We start from the raw sequence: 1,397 nt of genomic DNA on the forward strand, positions 1-1,397 counted from the left end.
TACATCCCGAGGATTATATCCAAGTTTCTTAGCAGCATAACTTTTAAATAAAATAATTCCGTCTTTATTTAGCTTTACTATAATATCTGGTGAATATCTAAATATAAGTGATAGTTCATTTATATTCTGTTTAAGTTTTTCTTCAAGTTTTACTTGTGTTGTTATATCTATAGCTAAAATAAGCCCATAATGTTTATCATTTACTTCTATTGTTTTACATGTAGATTTTAAATATATTACGTCTCCATTTTTTTTCTTAAACGGGACAATTTCCGTTGTTTCTTCAAAAAACTGACCTTTTATTCTTTTTAAAACCCTTTCTTTTATTTCATCTTTACAATGGATAGGACAAAAATCCCATATGGCTTTCCCAATTATTTCTTCTTCTTTATATCCAGTAAGCTCAAGAGCATATCTGTTCACATATACTATTTCTTCTCCATATAAGATAATTATTGCCGGAATAGTTTCCAGAATTTCTTTAACAGCTAAATCTGTAAGTTTCATGTTAAATCCTTTTTAGTATATGTTTAAGTTTCTCTTTTGTGGATTTAGGAAATTTTCTATCTTTATAATAGAAATTTTCAAATATACTTGCAAATTCTTTTGCTTTTAATTTTAAATTTTTATCTTTGATACTTTCAATAAATTCAGTTAACCCTTCATTTTCTGCTTTCACATAACCATATTTCTCCATTCTTTTATAAAATTCTTTTAAAATTCTTTTTTCAAAAGGTGTTGAGAAATATCTGAATATTTGTATGCAAATAATAAGAACCAACAGTAAAAGAACCATATAAAAAATAACATACATTATTGCTTTTACAGAAAGATGTGCAGTATTTTCCAAATTTTTTAGTAAATTTGAAAAAGATTTAAACATTTTCACCTGTTTTTGAAAGTTGAAATCAATTACAAAGTTAATGTAGTAATAATTTATAGTGTCAAATAGTAATCTAATCTTGAATAAAAATGAATGACCTTTTTTTTGTAAAATAGAATATCTAACAGCAGGGGTAGTATCAAGTAAATTCCAGTATCCATTATAATAATACTCAACCCATGTATGGGCATTTTTATTGAATACCACATAATAATTTGCAATATTGTTATAATCAGCTCCTTTATAGCCTGCAACTACCCTTGCAGGAATGTTATTTATTCTTAAAATTAAAGCTGTTGCAGATGCAAAAAATTCACAATTTCCTGACTTTTTCTCAAATAAAAACTCTTCTAAAGCATTTTTACTGTAAGGAAGTTTTTCCATTGTATATTCATAATTTTTATTAAAGTATGAAACCAAAAAATTAGCAAATTCTGGGACAGTTTTATTTCCTTTTAATCTTTTGCAAAATTTATAACTTTATTAGATAATTCTGGGAGCTGTAGATATACAT

Annotated in this window: 1 protein-coding gene and 1 pseudogene; both read right to left on the reverse strand. The window is 25.6% G+C overall.

Translation table 11 applies throughout. The features are described from left to right. On the reverse strand, window positions 1–507 hold a 507-nt coding region (locus HG1285_RS01505; protein WP_008289381.1), incomplete at its 3' end, for a PAS domain S-box protein. A gap of 1 nt (window position 508) precedes the next feature. Continuing rightward, window positions 509–1,336: pseudogene (locus HG1285_RS18520) on the reverse strand (transglutaminase-like domain-containing protein); the annotation flags it as partial. Window positions 1,337–1,397 lie beyond the last annotated feature (61 nt).

This window comes from Hydrogenivirga sp. 128-5-R1-1 (assembly GCF_000171895.1).